Genomic DNA, 20,860 nt, shown 5'->3' with positions numbered 1-20,860 from the left:
GGCCGCTACCGCAAGACCTGGCGGCCGATCGCGTACTTGTGCACCTCGGTGGGGCCGTCGTAGAGGCGGAAGGCGCGCATATCGCGGAAGATCATCTCGACCACGGTTTCGTCGCTGATGCCGATGCCGCCGAGCACCTGCACGCAGCGATCGGTCACCTTGAACAGCTCCTCGGAGACATAGGATTTGGCGATCGAGCTCTCGTGCCGGGCCTTGTGGCCCTGGTCCATCAGCCAGCAGGCGTGCCAGATGGTCAGGCGGCACTGGTGCAGTGCGATCTCGTTGTCGGCCAGCATGAACGACACGCCCTCGTGTTCGCCGATCGGCTTGCCGAAGGCGGTGCGGGTCTTGGCGTAGTCGACGGCGATGCTCTGTACCCGTTCGGCCGCGCCCAGCCAGCGCATGCAGTGCGTGAGCCGGGCGGGGGCCAGGCGCAACTGGGCGTAGCGCAGGGCCTGGCCGGTCTCGCCGAGCACTGCGGATTTCGGCAGGGCCAGGTTCTCGAAGCGGACCACGCCGTGGCCGCCCACGTAGTTGCGGTCCATGGTGTTCATGGTGCGTTCGATGACGATGCCGGGCTGGTCGGCCTCGGTGAGGAACAGCGTCGGGCCCTCGGGGACATGCGGATTCGGGGCGACGCGGGCCATGATGATCCAGGTCTTGGCCCCGTTGGCGCCGGTGATCAGCCATTTGCGGCCGTTGATCACGAAGTTCTCGCCGTCGAAGACCGCCGAGGTGGCCAGCTGGTTCGGGTCCGAGCCGGCGCCGTCGGGTTCGGTCATCGCGAACACGGTGCGCCGCAGGCCGTTGATGGCGGGGATCAGGTGCTGTTCCACCTGTTCCGGGTTGGCGATCTTGGAGAGCAGGTACATATTGCCCTCGTCGGGCGCGGCGCAGTTCATGGCGACCGGGCCGAGGGTGGACCAGCCCGCGGCCTCGTAGAGCACCGCCTGCTCGATGTGGGTGAGGCCGCGGCCGCCGTATTCCACCGGCGCCTGCACGGTGAGCAGCTTTTCAGCGCGTGCGAGTTCGACCAGTTCCTGGCGCAATTCGTCGGTCGGGCCGTGTGAGCTCAGGCGTGGGTCCTTTTCGAAGGGAACGATCTTGTCGATGACGAACTGCCGGACGCGGTCGCGTTCGGCGGCGAGGTCGGCGGGGAGCGAGAAGTCGATCATCGGTGGTCACCATTCCTTCGGCGGCGTTTGAGGTCAGCATACGAAACCCGGGGGGAACGACTGAAGGCGGCTGCCATCACTGTGGCGGCGGTGGTTGTCAGCCGACTGTCGGAGTGCTGTCAGCGTGCCCGCGCATCGTTGTGGACAAGCCGGAGCGCGGGCCCAAGGGGCCCCGCCGAGAAAGGAATCAGCACCATGTTCACCCTCGCCGCCATCGCCCAGATTCTGATCGCCCTCGCCTTTGTCAGCATCCCGCTGGTGCGCCACCGCTTCGGCGGCGACGCGGCGGCCGCCGCCGACCGGGAGTTGACCCGCCAGGGCGTCCGGCCCGCCGTCCTGGCCGAGAACGGCCTGCGCTTCGACGCCGGCGGCCACGAGACCTGGGCGCCCGTCTCGTTCGCGGCGCTCATGCTGATCGCCGCCGCGCTCAACCTGGCCGGAAGCGAGTGGGGACAGACCCTGTCCTGGATCTTCCAGGCCATCATCCTGCTGGCCAACGCGCTGATCATCTACAGCAATCTGACCGCCGTGCAGAGCGTGACCGCGGCCTTCGCCAAGAAGGGAGACCCGGAGCTGGCGCGGATCGACGTGCGCGGCTTCCTCGACGCCGCCGAGAACGCCTTCCCCCGGTGGGTCATGAAGCACCTCACCTACGCTCGCCACGCCGTCGTCTTCGGTGGCTCGCTGCTGGTGCTGATCGCGCTGATCACCGCCTGACCACCCGATTCGAAGCCCCGGCGCGCCGAGCGCCGGGCTTTCGCCGTGTGGCCGCCGAGCACAGAGCGCGCCGGCCCTTGCCGATCCATAGTGGGGCCGGGACTTTCGTGTCGGCCTGAATCGACTGCTGGCGGGGTGATCGCCGCGCCCTTCTGAGAGGCTTTCGGCGTGCGGATTGGTGTACTCGGGCCCGTGGTGGTTTATGCCGACGATGGGACTTCGGTCGATATCGGTGGTCTTCGGCTGCGGATGCTGCTCGGGCGGCTGGCGCTGGCGGCGGGTCGGCCGGTGTCGGTGGATTCGCTGGTGGACGGACTGTGGGGCGAGGACCCACCGGCCGAGGCCACGGGGGCGTTGCAGGCACTGGTATCCCGGCTGCGCAAAGCTCTGCGCGGTGTCGGCGCGGTGGAATTGACGGCGGGTGGCTATCGGCTGACTGTGCGCCCGGAGGACATCGATGCCTGCCGTTTCGAGGAATTGGCGACCCGAGGCCGCCAGGAACTGGCAGCCGAGCGTGTCGAGGCGGCTGCCTCCACCCTCTGGTCCGCCTTGGAACTGTGGCGCGGCCCCGCCCTGTCCGATGTACGGGAGGCACCGTTCGCCGAGATCGCCGCCGCCCGCCTGGATGACCTGCGCGCGGTGGCCGCCGAGGACCGCTTCGACGCCGAACTCCGTACCGGAGGTCACGCGGACGTGCTCGCCGACCTCGAAACCGCCGGCGCGGAACGCCCTTTGAGTGAACGAATAGCCGCCCTGCGCATACGTGCCCTGGCCGCCGCGGGCCGCCAAGCCGACGCCCTGTCCATCTACGAACAAATGCGCGAACGCCTAGAGGACGAACTGGGCGTCGACCCGTCCACCGAACTACGCGAGACGCACCTCGCCCTGCTGCGCGGGGAACTGGATCGATTCGCCTCGCGGCCGAACAGATCCCAGACCCCAGCCCGCCACGACGAGTGCGCCTCGCAGCCGAACAGCTCCCGGACGCCATCCCGTCGCGCCGACGAGTACGTCGTGCGGCCGGAAGACGCACGCGGGCCGTCCGGCTCGAGGGGGTCGGACGTGTCGGCTGATGGTCGTGGGGGCTTGGGGACTGATGGTGCCGGTTCGGAGACGGATGGGCGGCAGGGCACCCGGGTGCGTGTCGGGGGTGAGCGCGAGCCGGGCGGTCGGGGGGAGTGGGATGGGGTCTGGGTCGAGGGGAAGAGGTCTCGAATTCCTTTGCAGCGCAACAGTTTTATTGCGCGCGAAATGGAGTTGCGGCGGGTTCGGGAGTTGCTGGGGGAGGGGAGGTTGGTGTCGCTGGTCGGGTCGGGTGGGGCCGGGAAGACGCGGTTGGCGGCGGAGGTGGTGGCGCGGCATCGGGCGGCGCGGCGGGAGCGGGTGTGGTTCATCGCGCTGGCCGGTGTGCGCGACGGAGCCGAGCTGGCCGGGGTGGTGCTCGGCGCGGTAGGCGTCCGTGATCGGCGGGACAATGGCGCGGGCCGGACTGTGGACCGGATCATCGGACTGCTCGATGTCGGTGAGGCGGTCCTCGTGCTCGACAACTGTGAGCACCTGATCGAAGCGGTCGCGAAGCTGGCCGACGAACTCCTGGAGGCACTGCCGGATCTGCGGATTCTGGCCACCAGCCGGGAGCCGATGGCGATCACGGGCGAAACGCTGTTCCCGGTCGAGCCGCTGGGACTCCCCACGGGCACACCGGACTTCGCGGAACTGGCGCAGTCGCCCGCCGTGCGGTTGTTCATCGATCGCGCGCGAGCGGCCCGGCCGGATTTCGGGTTGGACGTCGACACGGTGGAGCCGGTGCTCGAGATCTGCCGCCGCCTCGACGGGCTGCCGCTGGCGCTGGAACTCGCCGCCGCCAAACTCCGGTCGATGACCGTCGAGCAGATCGCCCGCCGCCTGGACGACCGTTTCCGGTTGCTGACCAGCGGCAGCCGGGCCGCGCTGCCGCGTCAGCGCACGCTGCTCGCCCTGGTCGAGTGGAGCTGGGATCTGCTGGCCGAGCCGGAACGCATTCTGGCGCAGCGGCTTTCGCAGTTTCCCGGTGGTGCGACCCTGGACGCGCTCGAGGCGGTGTGCGCCGACGACGCGCTGCCCGCGTCGGACGTGGTGTACGTGATCGGTGCTCTGGTGGAGAAGTCCGTCGTCGGATTGTCCGAGGGCCGCTATCGCATGCTGGAGACCATCCGCGCCTTCGCCGCCGACCGATTCGCCAGTGCCGGAGACGATCTCGACGCGCGCTTCGCCGAGCACTACCTGGCCGTCGCGGCCGCGCACGAACCACTGCTGCGCACCCGCGACCAGCTCGACGCCCTGGCGTTCTTCGACGCCGAGCACGAAAACCTGGTCGCCGCACTTCGATCCGCGCTCGAGCGGGATGCGATCGAGCCGGCGGCACGCCTGGTCACCGAATTGTTCTGGTACTGGGGAATCCGGGGCATGACCACTCAGTTCGAGACCTTCCTCGCCCAGGTACTGGCCGCGGCGGACCGGCTCCCGGGACGCACCCGCGCCGCCCTGCGGCTGATCCGGTTGATGGCCGGCCTCCCGCAGTCCGACAGTGCCGCCACGCTGGATCTGATCGCGGAATGCGAGGCCGCCGGAGCCCTCGATTTCCATCCGGCGCTGCTCATGTTCGCCGCGCAGCTCGCCTATCCCGGCGGTGCAACCGAGCTGGGCGATCGGCTGCTCGAACGGGCCCGCTCGGCTCCCGATCCGTGGGTGCGGGCCAGTGCTGAGTGGATGCACGATTACGTGCACACCGAACAGGGCGATCTGGCCACCGGTGCGCAGGCCCGCACGGCCGCGCTACGCGGTTTCGAGGCAGTGGGCGACCGGTGGGGTATCGGCATGGCGCTGCTGGCAGTTGGCCGGGTGCATTCGCTGCGCGGCGAATCGGCCGAGGCCATAGCGGTTTTCGAACGCGGTGTGGTACTCAGCGCCGAATTGGGTGGCGAGGCGGACATTTTCCAGAACCGCACCCAGTTGATCGCCGAGCGCATGCGCGCCGGTGACCTGTCCGGAGCCCGCAGTGATATCGAGGCGATTCGACACCGTGCCCGCGACCGCGGCTACCGCCGCTTGGCCGCCGAGATCCTGTTCAGCGTCGCCGAACTGCATCGGCGTGCGGGTGATCTGGCAGCCGCCGCGCGGGCGGTAGACGACCTCGAAGCGTGCGCGGACCGCCTGCAACTGCCCGGCGAGATGGCCGCCGACCTGATCGCGGGCGCCCGCATGGCCATCCGCCTGGCGGCGGGTGACGCCCAGGCCGCCCGCGCCCTGTTGCCCCGTACCGTGGCCGGGCTGACCGCGTGGGGCATCTCCGCCGGAATCGCCCACGCCGCAGAGCTTCTCGCGGAACTGCTGCTGATCGAAGCCGACCCGCGCGCCGCCGCCGCGGCCCTCGGCCTGAGCACGTCCATTCGCGGCGCCTTCGATCTCGGCGACCCGCACCTGACCGCCCTCGTCGCGGACCTCACCGTCCGCCTCGGCCCGGACGAATACAACCGCGTCTACCGCGATACCGCAGCCCTGCCCCGCACCGACGCACTCGCTCGCCTCGCCGCCGCCGCGATATCCGCTTAGCCTGCATCGAACCGCGGTATTGGCGCAGCGCATCGAGCCGGGGTATTGGCTCAGCGCATCGAGCCGCGGTATTGGCTCAGCGCAACGGACTGCGGTATTCGCTCAGCGCATCGAACTGCGGTATTCGCTCAGCCAGCTATGGACTGCGCTCTCGGCTCAGCTCGCTATGGCCGAGTATCGGCCGGACAGCTGTAGGCCGCACGGAATCGCGATATCGCGATTCGGCCGGTCAGACCAGCTCGACCTCATCGAACGCCACGGTCATACTGTGCCGCCGTTCCCGCAGCACGCCCCCTTCGCGGTGGGCCAGGCCCTCGCTGAATTCGATGCGCAGCCGCGCCCGGCGGAGGTCGACCTCGCGTACCACCCCGCAGACGCCGCTGAACGGTCCTTCGGGAAAGTAGATGACATCGCCTGCCGCGTATTCGGTAAACCCCACGCCGCCAAGGTAATCGACGACAGCGCTCAGCGGACGCGGGCGAGTTTGCGCTGTCGGCTGCCGATCACCCGGCAGATCAGGTAGATCAGGAACGAGATCGTGGTGACGAAGGTGGAGACGGGGACGCCGGGGGCGAGGGAGAGCAGCATGCCGCCGACCGCGGCGAGTTCGGCGAACACGATGGTGAGCACGGTGGCCCGCGCCGGGTTCGCGGTGAGCTGGGCGGCGGCCGCTGCGGGGGTGATCAGTAGCGACAGCACCAGCAGCGCACCGACCAGTTGGACGCCGAAGGCCGCGGTGATGCCGAGCATGACCGCGAACACCACCGACAGCGCGCGCACCGGAACTCCGCGCGCCACCGCCACTTCCGGGTCGGTGGAGGCGAACAGCAGCGGACGATAGACCGCCGCCAGCACGGCCAGCACGGCGACGGTGCAGGTGATCAGCAGCGCCAGGCCGCTGTAGCCCACGCTCACGACCTGGCCGGTGAGCAGCGAGAACTTGGACCCGGCACGTTCGGGCCCGAGCCACAGGAACAGCACCGACAGGCCGAGGCCGAACGACATGATCACCGCGATGACCGAATCACGTTCGCGCGCTTTGGTGCCCAGCAATCCGAACAGGACCGCCGCCACCACCGAACCGAGGATCGCGCCGAGGCCGACCCCGATGCCCGCCAAGAGCGCGGCGGCCGCACCGGTCAGCGACAGTTCGCTGGTGCCGTGCACGGCGAAGGACATCTGGCGGCTGATGATCAGCGGCCCGATCGCCCCGGAGAGCAGCCCGAGCAGCGCCGCGGCCAGCAGCGCCTGCCAGACGAAGGAGTAGGACAGCAGGTGCGCAGTGGTGGAGAAATCGGTCAGCTTCGACAGCACATCGGAGAGCTTGTCCATCAGGCGTGCACCCCATCCTGCGCGCGGAATCTACTCACCCCGTCGGCTGCGCCTCCTATCGTCGCCCCGTGCTGAGCCCCCGCCGCGCCCAGCGCGTCCAGGTTGTCGCCGGTGCCGACGACCACCAGCCGCCCGCGCACCCGCAGTACGTCGACCTGGGTCCGGTACAGCTCGGAGAGCACCTCGGAGGTCATCACCTCCTCGGGCGCGCCGATCCGAAACTTCCCGTCGACCAGGTACAGCACCCGATCCACCAGCGGCAGAATGGGATTGATCTCGTGGGTGACGAACAGCACCGCGGTGTCGTGGGTGCGGCGGCGGCGGTCGATGAGTTCGGAGACCAGCCGCTGGTTGGCGAGGTCGAGGGAGAGCAGCGGTTCGTCGCAGAGCAGCACCTTCGGGTCGCCGACCAGCGCCTGCGCCACCCGCAGCCGCTGCTGCTCGCCGCCGGACATGGTCTCGAGCGCCGCGCCCGCGAACCGCTCGGCGCCGACGTCGGCGATGGCCGCGGCCACCTTGCGCCTGCGTTCGCCGCGGCCGCGCCAGCCCAGCCCCCAGCGGTGCCCGTCGACGCCGAGTCCGACCAGGTCCACGCCGCGCAGCTGCACGCCCGCGTCGATGGTCTTCTGCTGCGGGATGTAGCCGATGGCCGGATTGCCCAGGCGGGCAGGCGATCCCGCGATGGCGGCGGTGCCGGAGCTGAGCTCGAGTTGCCCGAGCAGCACCCGCATCAGCGAGGTCTTGCCGGAGCCGTTGGGCCCGAGCACCGCGATGAACTCGCCCGGCGCGACCTCGAGATCGAGCCCGTCCCACAGGGTGCGGTCGCCGAAGGACAGCGTCGCGGCGTCGAGCCGGACCGCGGGGTGCTGGTTCTGGTGCGGGGACTGCTGGTGCAGCGCGACTCCCTCGGTCATGGCGGCCTACCTCAGCGCGGAGGCGAGCGCCTCGGCGTTCCCGGTCTGCCACTGAATGTAATCGGCGCCCTCGGGCAGGGTCTCGGTTACCTGGACCACCGCCGTGCCGGTGCTGTCGGCCAGGCCGCGCAGGTCCTTGGTGATCTTGTCCTCGGTCTGCACGTTGTAGATCAGCGCGCGCACCTGCTTGCCGGAGAGCAGGTCGCGGGTGGCGGCGACCGCGGCGGGCGAGGGGTCGGTCTCCTGCTCGATCGCCTCCTGGAAATCGTGCGGGGTGCGGTCTTCGGCGCCGGCGTCCAGCAGCAGGTAGTGCGCCAGCGGCTCGGTTTGCAATACGGGGGTCTTCGGGTGCTGTTCGGCGATCCGGGTGGTGAGCGCGGCGATGGCGGCGAGCCGGGCCTTGAACGCGGCCGCGCGGTCGGCGTAGCCCTGCTTGTGCTCGGCGTCGATCTCGCCGAGGGCGGCGGCGATCCGGTCGGCGACGGCGCCGACGGTGTCGACGTCGTACCAGACGTGCTCGTTCTCGTCGCTCTGGTCGGCTCGGGCAGTGAAGGCATCGACGGTCTTCTTGCCGGTGTCCGCGACGGCCTTCTCCATGAATTCGTCGTAGCCGCCGCCGTTGTATACGACCAGATCGGCGTCGCTGATCTTGGCGGATTCGACGGCGGAGGTCTCGTGCGAGTGCGGGTCGGCGGCGGGGTCGGTGATGATCGAGCTCACCTCGGCGTCGTCGCCCGCGATGCTGGTGGCGATCGAGCCCCACACGTTGGTGGAGGCCACGACGCTGGGCTTGCCGGAGGTGTTGTCGGAGGTGCCGCAGGCGGTCAGGGTCAGGGTCGTTGCCGCCCCCACGACGAGGCCGGTGAGCTTCAGAGCAAAACGGGTGTTCACGCGGGGGTTCTCCTGGATCCGAGTGCAATAGATCATAATGGAAATCGTTACCATTTCACTTTACCAGGACGCCGCAAATCGATAACCGCCAGAGTGCCGCCCTTGCACCGCCCCAGCAACGCCGAAACGCCACGCCCACCCGCGTACAGCGGATGGGCGTGGCGTTTTAGTCCCGGATCAGACCAGAATGTCGGCCGGCTGGCCCAGCAACTGGGCGCAGCGCAGCAGGCCGAGATGGCTGTACGCCTGCGGATGATTGCCCAGTGAGCGCTCGGCGACCGGGTCGTACTCCTCGCTGAGCAGCCCGGTCGGCCCGGCCACATCGACCAGCTGGGCGAACAGCGCCTCGGCGTCCGAGCGCCTGCCGATCAGCAGGTACGCCTCGACCAGCCAGGCCGCGCACAGGTGGAAGCCGCCCTCACCGCCCGGCAGCCCGTCGTCGTGGTGATAGCGGTACACCGTCGAGCCACTGCGCAATTCGGCCTCGGTGGCGATCACGGTCGCGGCGAAGCGCGGATCGGACGGATCGATCAAGCCGCTCAGCCCGATGTGCAGGGTGGCCGCGTCCAGATCGGTACCGTCGTAAGCCGCCGTGTAGGACTGGACTTCGTCGTTCCAGCCCTTGGACTTGACCTCCTCGGCGATGGTGTCGCGCAGCTCGACCCAGGCCGGGTCGATGGTCCGGTCGAACTTCTGCGCCAGCGTGATCGCCCGGTCGACGGTGAGCCAGCCCATGACCTTGGAGTACACGTGGTGTCGTGGATTGCCGCGGATCTCCCAGATGCCGTGATCGGGTTCGGTCCAGCGGCGTTGCACCGCCGAGCACATGGCGTGCACCAGATCCCAGTCGGCATCGGGCAGCGCCTTGGCCGGATCAGTGTTGCCCTTGAGCTCGCGGGCGTGCGCCAGCGTGGCGATCAGATCCACGATCGGGCCGAAGACATCCAGCTGGACCTGCATATTCGCCGCGTTGCCGACCCGCACCGGCCGAGAACCCGCGTATCCGGGCAACTGATCGATGACGGCTTCCGGCGGCAGCGTCTCGCCGTAGATCGTGTAGAGCGGGTGCAGCCGCTCGGGGCCGGGCAGGGTCTCGAGCACCTGGTGCACCCAGCCGAGGAACTCCTCGGCCTCGGTGAGCGAACCGAGCGAGACCAGCGCCTGCGCGGTCAGCGAGGCGTCGCGCAGCCAGCAGTAGCGGTAGTCCCAGTTGCGTACGCCGCCGAGGTCTTCCGGCAGCGAGGTGGTGGCCGCCGCGAGGATCGACCCCGACGGCGCGTGCACCAGGCCGCGCAGGGTGAGCGCGGAGCGCTTCATCAGATCCGGCTTGAGCGAGGGCAATTCGAGGCCGGTCGCCCATTTCGACCAGTATTGCTCGGCATGTCGGCGGCGCTCCGATTCCGCCGTCATCGCCGGGGTGAGATCCTGTGTGCCGCAACGCAATTCCAGCACGATCGGACCGTCGGAGGGGTCCACCACCGCGGTGGCCACGTCGTGGCTGCCGTCGCTGTCGATCCGCCACTGGACGCCGGGGGAGCGCAGCACCATCGGATCGTTGGTGCCGAGCACGCGCAGGCCGGTCGGCTCGCATTCGATGCTGACCGGCACCTGGCCGAATTCCGGGCGGGGCGCGAAGGTCACGACCGCCTTGGCGTCACCGGTGATCACCCGGGTCAGATCGGTGCGGTTCTGCGGCACGTCGTGCGGCAGGTAATCGATGACTCCCAAACTCGCCCAGCGGGTTTCGACCGTCATGGTGCCGTCGACATAACGCTGCGAGAGCGGCAGCCCGGCGCGCTCGGGGGCGATGCTGAACTGTCCGGCCTGCGGGCCGCCCAGCAGATGGGCGAAGACCGCCGCCGAATCCGGTTCGGGATGACAGAACCAGGTGACATTGGCGTCGGGGGTGAGCAGTGCGACCGAACGGGGGCTGGCCAGCATGGTCAGCCGTTCGATTCGGGGGGCGCTGGCACCGGCCAACCAGGTGCGACGTTCCTCGAGCAGGAAAGCCAGTGCCTTGGAGACCATTTCGGTGCTGTCGACGCGATACTTGGCCAGGCTGTCGCCCTCGCCGACCTTGATGCCGACATCCGGGCCGGACAGGACCCGGAAGGCCTTCTCGTCGGTCACGTCGTCACCGAAGAACACCGCCGCGGTCGCACCCTCCTGGTGCCGGATGGTGTCCAGGGCCGTCCCCTTGTCGGTGGGGATCACGGCTAGTTCGATGACCTGTTTGCCCTCGGTGGTCTGTACCCCGACCCAGCAGGCCGGGCCCTGACGCACGGAACTCAGTGCGCGACGGCCGATTTCGGGGCCCGCGTTGCGCACGTGCAGTGCCACGCTCGCCGGTTTCACCTCGACCGAGGCGCCGGGGTTCTCGTCGGCGATCTGGGTCAGCGAGGTCTGCACCTCTTGCAGCAGTTGTTTCGCGTCGTTGTCGATGGCGTGCACGAAGCCGACATCGAATTCCGAACCGTGACTGCCGATCAGCTGTACTTCGACGGGCAGTCGGGACAAGGCGGCCAGATCGCGCAGGGCGCGTCCGGAGATGACGGCGGCGGTGGTCCCGGTCAGGCCGGCGAGGGCGCGTAGCGCGCTCACCGATTCCCGATGGGGATACGCCTTGGTCGGGTCGGCGACTATGGGCGCGATGGTCCCGTCGTAATCCGACGCGATCAAGAGCCGAGGCTCGCGCGCGACCGTGGACAAAGCACGGCGAAGTTCTTGTGGCAGATCCTGTGCGCTCACGCATCCAACCTAGTGATCGGAGGAGTCAATACGGGGGCGGGCAGAACAATACTGTGTTGAATTCGCCGCACGGCAACGCGCCGGGATGCGTGCGCAGGATTGCGTGTGCGGAAACCGATTCCCCCAGTTTACGAGCAGGTAACTCGTGGGTAACCGGCGACCTGGGCGTGTCGCCTCATGTTACCGGCTACATCGACAATCGCACCGGTGGAAGAACTTCGGCGGTTCGGTGTTTTTGCCGGAATTGAGTCACTTTGCCGGACATTGCAGTTCGCGGTTTGTTTGCCGTTGTCGGATTCTTTCGGCATAAACCACGGTAGCCCCGTTACCGCGCGAAGGCGCGATCACAGGGCTACCGATTGCGTTCCGGCGCGCTTGCCAGAGCGTGCAGCTATTTACCGGCACCTTCGCCGAGCAGCAGGTCGACGGTCAATTCCAATCGGTCAGTGACATCGGTCGCAGAAGCTCGCCGAGTGAGCCACGCCACCAGGTTGGACAACCACACGTCGCTGATGACCCGGGCGATGGCGAGCTGACGGTCGGTGGGTTCGCCGTCGTTCATGGCGCGGGCGAAGACTCGATCCATCACCTTGCCGACCCGATCCACCTCCGCCGCCGCCGAAGCATCGGCGAACATGAAGGCGCGGGTCATGGCCTCGGTCAGCAGCGGGTCGCGCTGCATCATCCGGGTGATCGAGGTGAGCAGCAGATGCATGCGCTCGCGCGGCGTTTCGCCGGCGAGCTGACGGCGCTTGCCCTCGATCTGCTCGAACTCGCGCGAGAGCGCCGAGACCAGCAGGTGCACCTTGGACGGGAAGTACCGGTAGAGCGTGCCGACCGCGACATCCGCGCGCTCGGCTACGGCGCGCATCTGCACCGCGTCGTAGCCGCCCTTGGAGGCCAGTGCCAGCGTCGCGTCCAGGATCCGCTTGCGCCGTTCGCGCTGCGCCGCCGAACTCAGTTCGTCCTCGCTGAGAGTGGTCACCGTCGCGGGTCGCGAGTTCGTGTCGGCGGCCTGCGATCGGGAAGGGCTGGCCATAGGTGAGGGTCCTTTCCGGAAACGTCGTTCGGTCGGCTGGCATGCGCTGGGGCGCCTCGGTGGAAGGCACGTCTCTTGACTTCCGCCGGGCTAGGATATTAGAACATGTTCTAGGTGTGGGAGTCACGCCGGAAAGGCGGTACGGAGTGTGACCATCGCCACCACTGACGAGCATAAAGCCGTTCAGGAGTCGATGCGCGGATGGGCCGGAACGGTCGGTCCAATTGCAACAATGCGCGAGCAGGGTGCCGGCTTCTGGCATGCCTACTGGCCCGCACTGGCCGACCTCGGGATCTTCCGGGTCGCGGTCGCCGAGGACGCGGGCGGTGCGGGCGCGACCGTCACCGATCTCGCCGTGCTGGTCGAGCAGGCCGCCCATGATCTGGTCGGCGGGCCGGTGCTGACAACGGCTTTGGCGAACCTGATCACCGCGGGCGCTCTCGACGAGGACATGCCCTGCGGCGTCGCCCTCGACGAACCGAGTGTACAAGCCGCGTCCGATTCCGTGTTGCTATCCGGTTCCTGGGATTCGGTACTCGGTGCTGCCCCAGGCACTTCGGTGCTGCTGGGCGTGCGGACCGCCGAGGGCGCGCGCTGGTGTCTGGTGCCGCCGGACACCGCCGGAATGCGGGTGGAAGCCCTGCCGTCGCTCGACTCGAGCACGCCACTGGCGCGAGTGCACTGCACCGACGTCGCGGTGCCCGCCGAGCGCGTCTTCGTATCCTCGCACGCCGTCGAGGATCTCGCGATCGTGCTGGCCACCGCGGAGCTGGCCGGTCTGGCGGGCTGGTGCCTGGAGACCGCCGTCGAATACGCCAAGGTGCGTGAGCAATTCGGCCGCAAAATCGGATCCTTCCAGGCGCTCAAACATATTTGCGCGTGGATGCTGTGCCGCGCCGAACTGATTCGCGCGGTCGCCGCCGATGCCGCCGCCGCGGTGGACGACGGCGGCGCCGAGTTGCCGATCGCCGCGTCCATCGCCGCCGCGATCGCCCTGGACGCCGCCGTGGAAACCGCCAAGGATTGCATTCAGGTGCTCGGCGGAATCGGTTTCACCTGGGAGCACGACGCGCACTTCTATCTGCGCCGGGCAACCGCGCTGCGCGCTTTGTTCGGCGGTTCCGCGCGCTGGCGGGCCCGGGTCACCGAATTGACCCGCGCCGGACAGCGCCGCACCACCGGCGCCGATCAGGTCTTCGCCGCTGCGGATGTGGTGACGGATCGGGCGCCGGATCTGGCAGCCGAGGTCGCCGCGATCGCCGCGCTGCCCGTCGAGGAGCAGCAGGCGGCCATCGTGGCAGCCGGGCTGGCCATGCCGCATTGGCCCGCGCCCTACGGCCGCGGCGCCAATCCCATGACGGGACTGGTGATTTCGGAAGAGCTGCGCAAGCACGGCTTGCAGGCGCCGGATCTGGCCGTCGCGGGCTGGGCGATCCCGACGCTGCTCCAGCACGGCACCCCCGAGCAGGTCGAGCGTTTCGCGTGGCCGACGCTGCGCGAGGAGGTCATCTGGTGCCAGCTGTTCTCCGAGCCGGGCGCCGGTTCGGATCTGGCCGCGTTGCGGACCACGGCCACCCGGGCCGAGGGCGGCTGGGTGCTCAACGGGCAGAAGGTGTGGACCTCGCTCGGCGATACCGCCAACTGGGGTATCTGCCTGGCCCGCACCGACGCCGCCGCGCCTAAGCACCGGGGCATCAGCTACTTCCTGGTGGACATGCGCAGCCAGGGCGTCGATGTGCGGCCGCTGGTGCAGATCACCGGTGAGGCGCGCTTCAGCGAGGTGTTCCTGGACGAGGTGTTCGTCCCGGACGACTGCCTGGTCGGTGCGCTGAACAACGGCTGGAAGATCGCCCGCTCCACTCTGTCGGCGGAGCGGATCGCCATGGGCGGCAACGGGATCGGCCCGGTGCTCGAGGAGCTGGTGGCCAAGCTGCCCGCGTCCGGGCCGGGCGCGGAACTGCACAACGACCGCCTCGGCGGGTTCGTGGCCGAGGCCATCGCCGGGCTGCTGCTCGAGCAGCGCGCGCTGGTCAAGACGCTGGCCGGCGGCGACGCGGGTGCGCAGAGCAGTGTGCGCAAGCTGGTCGGTGTGCGACACCGGCAGGCGGTCGCCGAATTCGCCGTGGAAGCGGCCGGAATCACCGGTGCGCAGGACACCGATGTCGTGAAGGAATTCCTGCTCACCCGCTGTCTGTCGATCGCGGGCGGCACCGAGCAGATTCTGCTGACCGTGGCCGGTGAGCGGATTCTCGGCCTGCCGCGCGAAGCGGACAGCTAAGGCAACCGGAGAGACAGTATGGATTTCACCAGGGACGAAGGCCCCGACGCGGTAGCCGAAGTCGTCGTGAGTTTGCTGGAACGCGAAGCCGCCCGGGATTACGAGCTGTGGCCGAGTCTGGTCGACAGTGGACTGCTCTCGGTCGCGCTGCCCGAGCGTTTCGGTGGCGACGATATGGGCCTGCCGGAGATCTCGGTCATGCTCACCGAACTCGCCACCGACGCGGTCGCGGTGCCCGCGCTGCCGTCACTCGGTTTCGCGCTGCTGCCACTGATCGCGTCACTGCCCGACAAAGTCGCCGACCGCGTCTTTCCGGCGGTGGCCGAGGGCGCGGTGCTGACCGTCGCCCTGCACGAACCCGGCGCGCCCTTCGTGGTCAAACCGGAGACCACCGCGGTGCTCGAGGGCGAAACCGCGCGGATCACCGGCCACAAGGTCGCGGTGCCGTATGCCGAGCAGGCCCGCTGGCTGCTGATACCCACGAATTCCGGTCTAGCGCTTATCGATTCGGACGCACCCGGGGTGACCCGGGTGCCATCGCCGGTGTCCGGCGGCATGCCCGAGGCCACCGTGCGCCTGGACGATGTCGAGATCCCGATCGAGCAGCTGCTGCCCGGCGGATTGGCCGAGCTGCACCGGGTCGCGGTCGCCTCGATCGGCTCGGTCGCCGACGGCCTGCTCAAAGGCGCGGTAACGCTGACCGCCCAGCATCTGCGCACCCGCCACCAGTTCAATCGGCCGCTGGCCGAATTCCAGGCGGTGGCACAGCAGATCGCCGATCTGTACGTCGTCTCGCGGACCCTGCACGTGGCCGCGGTCTCGGCGAACTGGGCACTGGCGCAGCAGGATCCGAATCCGGCACACCAGGAGCGGATCGACGACGACCTGGATGTGCTGGCCTACACGGTGGCCGCGGAACTGCCCGCGGCCATGCAGAAGTGCCATCACCTGCACGGCGGCATCGGCGTCGACGTGACCCACCCGATGCACCGCTACTACTCACAGGCCAAGGACCTCGCCCGCTGGCTCGGCGGCGCGTCGTTCCGGCTCGACCGATTGGGGGCCAGATGTTCATCGACCTGACCGCCGAGCAGCGCCGGCTGCGCGACGAACTGCGTTCCTACTTCACCGGTCTCGTGACGCCCGAAGAGGACGCCGAGATGCGGATCAACCGGCACGGCGACGCCTATCGCGCGGTGGTGCGCCGGATGGGCGCCGACGGCTGGCTCGGTGTCGGCTGGCCGAAGGAGTACGGCGGCCAGGGTTTCGGCGCGCTCGAGCAGCAGATCTTCTACAACGAGGCGGTGCGCGCGGATGTGCCGCTGCCGCTGGTGACGCTGCTGACCGTCGGCCCGACGCTACAGACCTTCGGCACCGACGAGCAGAAGCGTAAGTTCCTGCCCGGAATCCTTTCCGGTGACATCCATTTCGCGATCGGCTACTCCGAACCGGATGCCGGGACCGACCTCGCGGCCCTGCGCACCTCGGCGGTGCGTGACGCGAACGGCGACTGGATCGTCAACGGGCAGAAGACCTTCACCACCGGCGCGCACGAGGCGGACTACATCTGGCTGGCCTGCCGCACCGGCAGCACGGAGTCGCGGCATCGCGGCATCACCATCCTGATCGTGGACACCAAGGATCCGGGCTACTCCTGGACGCCGATCATCACCTGCGACGGCGCCCACCACACCAACGCCACCTACTTCGACAATGTCCGCGTTCCGGCGAACATGCTGGTCGGGGAGCAGGAGCGGGGCTGGAAGCTGATCACCACCCAGCTCAATCACGAGCGGGTGGGGCTCGGCCCGTCCGGCAAGATCGAACAGCTCTACGACCGGGTCCGGGACTGGGCGCAGCCGCGCGGGCTGCTCGGCAAACCCGATGTGCAGCGTGCGCTGGGCCGTATCCACGCCATGACCCGGCTCAACGAGCTGCTGAACTGGCAGGTCGCGGCCAAGGCCGAGAGCGCCGACGCCGATCCGATGGGCGTGATCGCGGACGCGTCGGCGACCAAGGTCTACTCCACCGAGGCGGTGCAGGAGGCCGGCCGGCTGGCCGAGGAGGTGATCGGCAGCTACGGCGATCCGGCCGACCCGGAGACCGCCGAGCTGTTCACCTGGCTGGACCGGCGCACCAAGCAGAACCTGGTGATCACCTTCGGCGGCGGCGTCAACGAGATCATGCGTGAGCTCGTCGCGACCGCCGGACTGAACCTGCCCAAGGTACCCCGCTAACTATCGAGGAGAACCGGCGTGCCGGAAAGTACTGCACCGGAGGCGATTCAGGCCGCCGGGGAGAAGATCATGGCGGCGGGTGCGAGCGCGCCGCGGCTGGCCCGCGACCCGGTCAACCAGCCGATGATCAACAACTGGGTGGAGGCCCTCGGCGACGCCAACCCGGTCTATGTCGACGAGGCCGCCGCCCGGGCCGCCGGATTCGACGGCATCGTGGCGCCGCCCGCGATGGCGCAGGTGTGGACCATGCTCGGGCGCAGCGGCGCTCGGCCCGAGGACGATCCGATGACCGCGACCAACGAGATGCTGGACGCGGCCGGTTTCACCTCGGTGGTCGCCACCAACTGCGAGCAGGTCTACCACCGCTATGTGCGGCCGGGTGAGCAGGTGCAGGTCACCAGCCAGCTGGACGAGATGTTCGGGCCCAAGCGCACCGGACTGGGCGAGGGCTGGTTCGTCACCTACCGGACGAAGTGGTTCGTCGGCGACGAACTGGTCACCGAGATGCTGTTCCGGCTGCTGAAGTTCATTCCGGGCACCGGCAAGCAGGCCAAGCCCGCTGACGACTTGGTGAAACGGGTACGGCCGACGGTGTCCAAGGACACCGAGTTCTTCTGGGACGGCACCCGAGTGGGCGAGCTGCGGATCCAGCGTCGGCCCGACGGCACACTCCAGCATCCGCCGGTGCCCGCGCTCTGGCAGGACAAGGCCGAGCAGACCGACTACGCCGTGGCCTCCGGACGCGGCACCGTCTTCAGCTTCGTGGTGCACCACGCGCCCAAGGTGCCCGGTCGCACGCTGCCCTACGTGGTGGCCCTGGTCGAACTGGAGGAGGGTGTGCGCATGCTCGGCGAGCTGCGCGGCATCGAGCCCGCCGAGGTCACCATCGGGCTGGCCGTCGAGGCCGGATTCGAACGGCTCGACGACGACAACACCGTGCCCTACTGGAAGGCGATCCGATGACCGAGCCACAGATCGGAACCGTGTTGCCGGAGTTGGTGATTCATGCCGACCCGACCTTCGTGATCAGCACCGCCCTGGCCACCCGCGACTTCCAGGACGTGCACCACGACCGCGACAAGGCGGTGCAGCGGGGCTCCAAGGACATCTTCGTCAATATTCTCACCGACACCGGGCTGGTGCAGCGGTTCGTCACCGACTGGGCGGGCCCGCGCGCGGTGGTGAAGTCGATCGCGCTGCGCCTGGGCGTACCGCTGTACGCGAACGACACCCTCACTCTGAGCGGCACCGTGACCGGCGTCGCGGACGGTGACATCACGATCGAGGTGGTGGGCAAGGACAGCCTCGGCGATCACATCACGGCCGAGGCCGTCATCCGGATGCAGGAGGCCACCGCATGACCGGGCTGAGCCGCAAAGCCGCCATCGCCGGCATCGGCGCCACCGATTTCTCCAAGGACTCCGGCCGCAGCGAGCTGCGCCTGGCGGCCGAGGCGGTCACCGCGGCGCTGGCCGACGCGGGCCTGACGCCGGCCGATGTGGACGGCCTGACCACCTTCACCATGGACACCAACACCCAGGCGGCGGTGGCTCGGGCGGCGGGCATTCCGAGCCTGAAGTTCTTCTCCAACATCCCCTTCGGCGGCGGCGCGGCCGCGGCCACCGTCCAGCAGGCGGCCATGGCGGTCGCGACCGGCGTCGCCGATGTCGTGGTGGCCTACCGCGCGTTCAACGAGCGCTCGGGTAATCGCTTCGGCCAGTTCGCCACGCATCTGGCGACGGGCAACCCGACCTCCTCCGGGGTCGACAACGCCTTCTCCTACACCCACGGCCTGGGCACCCCGGCCGCCCAGGTGGCCATGGTGGCCCACCGCTACATGCACGTATCCGGCGCTACCAGTGCGGATTTCGGCCGGATCGCGGTCGCCGACCGCAAGCACGCCGCCGTCAATCCGGCCGCGCACTTCTACGGCAAACCGATCACGCTGGAGGAGCACCAGGCCTCGCGCTGGATCGCCGAACCGCTGCACCTGCTGGACTGCTGCCAGGAGACCGACGGCGGTGTCGCCATCGTCGTCACCAGCGCCGAACGGGCCCGGGACCTGCCGCAGCGTCCGGCGCTCATCGCGGGCGCGGCCCAGGGATCCGGCGCCGACCAGTACGTCATGACCTCCTACTACCGGGACGCCATGACCGGTCTGCCGGAGATGGGGCTGGTCGGTGATCAGCTCTGGGCCCAGAGCGGTCTGCGACCGGGCGATATGCAGGCCGCGATCCTCTACGACCACTTCACCCCGTTCGTCCTCATGCAGTTGGAGGAGCTCGGGTTCTGTGGGCGCGGGGAGGCCAAGGACTTCATCGCCGACGGCGCTATCGAAATCGGCGGCAAGCTGCCGTTGAACACACACGGTGGGCAGCTCGGCGAGGCCTACATCCACGGCATGAACGGTATCGCCGAGGCGGTGCGCCAGATTCGCGGCACCTCGGTGAACCAGGTCGGCGACCTGACGAACATCGTCGTCACCGCGGGTACCGGGGTGCCCACCTCCGGGCTGGTGCTCACCACGAATTAGGCTGTCGACCAGTACTTCTCGTCATCCCGGAGAATGCCGGGACCAGAACAAGGCGTGGCGTCTGTGTCCCTGCCCCGGCGTTCGCCGGGGTGACGAGAAGCGTGGCCGCTCAGGCGGGCTGGTCGTGGGTGGCGCAGTGGATGCCGCCACCGCCCGCGGCGATCTCGTCGATCGAGACCGGCACGATCTCGCGGTCGGCGAAGTGTTCGCGCAGAATGCCCTGCGCCCGATCATCGGCCCGGCGGTCGCCGAAGCGCGGCACGAACACTGCGCCGTTGCCGATATAGAAATTGGTGTAGCTGGCCACGAATTCCGCACCCTCCCCGGTGATCACGTCCGGATCGGGTTGCGGCAGTTCGACGACCTCGAAACCGCGGCCGCGCGCATCGGTGGCCGCAGCCAGGACCGCGCGCGCCTGCTCGGCCGAGCGGGACCACGAATCCGCCGGAGCGTCCGGAAAAGCGGTGTCCAGCAGCACGATTCCGGGTGCGGCGAATCGCGCCAGGCAGTCGACGTGGGCGTCGGTGACATCCTCGCCCGCCACCCCGTCGAACCACACGACCTGTTCGACGCCGAGCGTTTCGCGGAGTTCGGTGGTCAGGGTCTCGCGGCTGCTACCGGGGTTGCGGTTCTCGTTGACCAGCGAGCTCGCCGTGACCAGCAGTGTGCCCGCACCGTCGGTCTCGAGCGCGCCGCCCTCGCCGACGAAGGGAGCCCGCACCCGCGGAATCCGGCAGCGGGACAGCAACTCCCGGCCGAGCCGCGCGTCGTCGTCGTGTGGCTGCTTGCCGCCCCAGCCGTTGAAGTTCAGGTCGACGCCGACCACCCCGGCGCTCTCCCGCACGAACACCGGCACGGTGTCGCGGGCCCACAGGTCGTCCACCGCCAGCTCCACCGTCTGGACACCGCTGCCGCAGGCCCGCTGCGCGGCGTCGGCCTGCTCCGGCCGGGCCAGCATGACCACCGGCTCGTAGTAGGCGATGGCGCGGGCGAGTTCGGCGATATTCCACCGCACGTCGTCGAGGTAGCCCGCCCACACGTCCTCGCGCGCGGGCCAGGACATGAAGGTGCGGGTGTGTGGCTCCCATTCCGCGACGAGGCGTCGTCCGGCGCCGGTCGGTTCCGGCAGTGGGGCGGGGATTTCGCCTTCGGAGACTGTGGCGGCGAGTAATTGGGACCCGGCTAAGGTGGGTGAGAACGAACCGCGGGACATGAGCTCTCCATCTCGTGTCTGATCGGCGGCGCTCACTGGGCCCTGCGTGGTTACGCTGCGCTGCCGCCTCCGGGCCCTGAGCTCGCGCCGCTGTGTCTGCTTGGCGGTCTGCTATGCCGGTGACTCTAGCCCGGGCTCCGCCCGGCTCCGCGCTTCCGCCGCACGTCCCGCGCGTTCTGTCGTGAGAGGAGT

General features: G+C 68.9%; 16 protein-coding genes. 8 read left to right on the top strand and 8 right to left on the bottom strand.

Features of this window, described 5'->3' with window-relative positions; translation table 11 throughout:
- Positions 1–5 precede the first annotated feature (5 nt).
- Positions 6–1,175, bottom strand: coding sequence for an acyl-CoA dehydrogenase family protein (locus tag ACFVMC_RS04020; protein WP_379206650.1), 1,170 nt, complete (start codon positions 1,173–1,175; stop codon positions 6–8).
- A gap of 195 nt (positions 1,176–1,370) precedes the next feature.
- Here ACFVMC_RS04020 and ACFVMC_RS04015 point away from each other — a divergent pair, with 195 nt between their 5' ends.
- Together ACFVMC_RS04015 and ACFVMC_RS04010 are read left to right on the top strand one after the other, a co-directional pair.
- Positions 1,371–1,892: a hypothetical protein gene (locus ACFVMC_RS04015; RefSeq protein WP_379206648.1), complete on the top strand. Its 522-nt coding sequence runs from the start codon at positions 1,371–1,373 to the stop codon at positions 1,890–1,892.
- Between the two features lie 168 nt (positions 1,893–2,060).
- Positions 2,061–5,483: a BTAD domain-containing putative transcriptional regulator gene (locus ACFVMC_RS04010; protein WP_379206647.1), complete on the top strand. Its 3,423-nt coding sequence runs from the start codon at positions 2,061–2,063 to the stop codon at positions 5,481–5,483.
- Between the two features lie 229 nt (positions 5,484–5,712).
- Here ACFVMC_RS04010 and ACFVMC_RS04005 read toward each other — a convergent pair whose 3' ends face one another.
- The 6 genes from ACFVMC_RS04005 to kstR form a co-directional block, all read right to left on the bottom strand.
- Positions 5,713–5,922 (bottom strand): hypothetical protein, encoded by a 210-nt coding sequence (locus ACFVMC_RS04005; protein ID WP_379206645.1) that lies wholly within the window; start codon positions 5,920–5,922, stop codon positions 5,713–5,715.
- Between the two features lie 26 nt (positions 5,923–5,948).
- A complete protein-coding gene (locus ACFVMC_RS04000; protein WP_379206643.1) occupies positions 5,949–6,815 on the bottom strand; it encodes a metal ABC transporter permease in 867 nt (288 codons plus the stop codon).
- Positions 6,815–7,729 carry a metal ABC transporter ATP-binding protein gene (locus ACFVMC_RS03995; RefSeq protein WP_379206642.1) on the bottom strand — a complete coding sequence of 305 codons (915 nt, stop codon included), beginning with the start codon at positions 7,727–7,729 and terminating at the stop codon, positions 6,815–6,817. The genes ACFVMC_RS04000 and ACFVMC_RS03995 overlap by 1 nt, the downstream gene beginning before the upstream one ends.
- A 6-nt stretch (positions 7,730–7,735) precedes the next feature.
- The gene (locus ACFVMC_RS03990) at positions 7,736–8,620 is read right to left on the bottom strand and encodes a metal ABC transporter solute-binding protein, Zn/Mn family (RefSeq protein ID WP_379206640.1); all 885 of its coding nucleotides are present in this window, start codon (positions 8,618–8,620) and stop codon (positions 7,736–7,738) included.
- A gap of 177 nt (positions 8,621–8,797) precedes the next feature.
- Positions 8,798–11,368 carry a trehalose-phosphatase gene (gene otsB / locus ACFVMC_RS03985; RefSeq protein WP_379206638.1) on the bottom strand — a complete coding sequence of 857 codons (2,571 nt, stop codon included), beginning with the start codon at positions 11,366–11,368 and terminating at the stop codon, positions 8,798–8,800.
- A 391-nt stretch (positions 11,369–11,759) separates the two neighbouring features.
- A complete protein-coding gene (gene kstR, locus ACFVMC_RS03980) occupies positions 11,760–12,407 on the bottom strand; it encodes a cholesterol catabolism transcriptional regulator KstR (protein WP_379206636.1) in 648 nt (215 codons plus the stop codon).
- 148 nt (positions 12,408–12,555) lie between these two features.
- Between kstR and ACFVMC_RS03975 the strand changes: the two genes are divergently transcribed.
- From ACFVMC_RS03975 to ACFVMC_RS03950, 6 genes are all read left to right on the top strand, one after another.
- Positions 12,556–14,685 carry an acyl-CoA dehydrogenase gene (locus ACFVMC_RS03975; RefSeq protein WP_379206634.1) on the top strand — a complete coding sequence of 710 codons (2,130 nt, stop codon included), beginning with the start codon at positions 12,556–12,558 and terminating at the stop codon, positions 14,683–14,685.
- An 18-nt stretch (positions 14,686–14,703) separates the two neighbouring features.
- Positions 14,704–15,768, top strand: coding sequence for an acyl-CoA dehydrogenase family protein (locus tag ACFVMC_RS03970; protein WP_379206632.1), 1,065 nt, complete (start codon positions 14,704–14,706; stop codon positions 15,766–15,768).
- The gene (locus tag ACFVMC_RS03965; protein WP_379206630.1) at positions 15,753–16,922 is read left to right on the top strand and encodes an acyl-CoA dehydrogenase family protein; all 1,170 of its coding nucleotides are present in this window, start codon (positions 15,753–15,755) and stop codon (positions 16,920–16,922) included. Before ACFVMC_RS03970 ends, ACFVMC_RS03965 begins: the two co-directional genes overlap by 16 nt.
- Before the next feature lie 69 nt (positions 16,923–16,991).
- A complete protein-coding gene (locus ACFVMC_RS03960; RefSeq protein WP_379207802.1) occupies positions 16,992–17,885 on the top strand; it encodes a bifunctional MaoC family dehydratase N-terminal/OB-fold nucleic acid binding domain-containing protein in 894 nt (297 codons plus the stop codon).
- Positions 17,882–18,283 (top strand): MaoC family dehydratase, encoded by a 402-nt coding sequence (locus ACFVMC_RS03955; protein WP_379206628.1) that lies wholly within the window; start codon positions 17,882–17,884, stop codon positions 18,281–18,283. Before ACFVMC_RS03960 ends, ACFVMC_RS03955 begins: the two co-directional genes overlap by 4 nt.
- Positions 18,280–19,455 (top strand): lipid-transfer protein, encoded by a 1,176-nt coding sequence (locus tag ACFVMC_RS03950; RefSeq protein ID WP_379206626.1) that lies wholly within the window; start codon positions 18,280–18,282, stop codon positions 19,453–19,455. Before ACFVMC_RS03955 ends, ACFVMC_RS03950 begins: the two co-directional genes overlap by 4 nt.
- Positions 19,456–19,564: 109 nt before the next feature.
- Here ACFVMC_RS03950 and ACFVMC_RS03945 read toward each other — a convergent pair whose 3' ends face one another.
- Positions 19,565–20,668, bottom strand: coding sequence for an agmatine deiminase family protein (locus tag ACFVMC_RS03945; RefSeq protein WP_379206624.1), 1,104 nt, complete (start codon positions 20,666–20,668; stop codon positions 19,565–19,567).
- Positions 20,669–20,860: the final 192 nt, after the last annotated feature.

The sequence above is a fragment of the Nocardia sp. NPDC127579 genome, from assembly GCF_042672005.1.
In the GTDB taxonomy this organism is placed as follows: domain Bacteria; phylum Actinomycetota; class Actinomycetes; order Mycobacteriales; family Mycobacteriaceae; genus Nocardia.
The sequence above is the reverse complement of the archived record's forward strand: the minus strand, read 5'-3'. Positions and strand labels throughout refer to the sequence as shown.